Raw genomic sequence first — 615 nt, forward strand, 5'->3', positions numbered from 1 at the left:
ATAAATCGGACAACCTTCCCATATGTCGTCCTGGTGCTGTCATGCCTCAGCGAAGTGTTGAGAGACGCTTAAATAGCTCTTATTGTAAAAAGCATTCAGAACAACTTGAATGCAAACCTTAAGTCTTGCTTCAGCAGAGAAAGCCTTGTCCGTTTTTACGTGACAAGGTTTTCTTTTTATGCCGCGTCGTTATAACGTTGCTGTTTTGCTTGCTCGATGACATTCAAAAGATCTGATTGTAACCAACGCGATAAAAAACCAAATTTTAAAGGTTTTGGGAGAGAGCCATTGGTTACATGACGGCGAAATGTTGAGACACTCATATGAAGCAATTTTGCACTTTCACGGTCTGTCAAAAGAATATCATTTTCTGTCATTCTAAAATCCTTTCATTCTCAAAAAATAGAAACAAATCATAACCATTTATTAACCACATTTTAGTTCACTTTTGAAGGTATTTTATTTATAGAAAACAATATTTTATCATATAAATTCTCATGTGATAATTTATGACTCTTATTGAGAAAGAATGAGAGAGAAGAGAGCTAAAGTTATCCACAGATAATGGGGTTATTCACCCCATATCTTAAGATTGACCCGTGACATAAGCCGCCC

Annotated in this window: 1 protein-coding gene; it reads right to left on the reverse strand. The window is 35.9% G+C overall.

Features of this window, described 5'->3' with window-relative positions; translation table 11 throughout:
* Positions 1–176 precede the first annotated feature (176 nt).
* Positions 177–377: an AlpA family transcriptional regulator gene (locus tag ACFIK3_RS09780; protein WP_015856172.1), complete on the reverse strand. Its 201-nt coding sequence runs from the start codon at positions 375–377 to the stop codon at positions 177–179.
* Positions 378–615 lie beyond the last annotated feature (238 nt).

The organism is Bartonella sp. CB10SXKL, from assembly GCF_042195515.1.
Taxonomy (GTDB): Bacteria; Pseudomonadota; Alphaproteobacteria; order Rhizobiales; family Rhizobiaceae; genus Bartonella.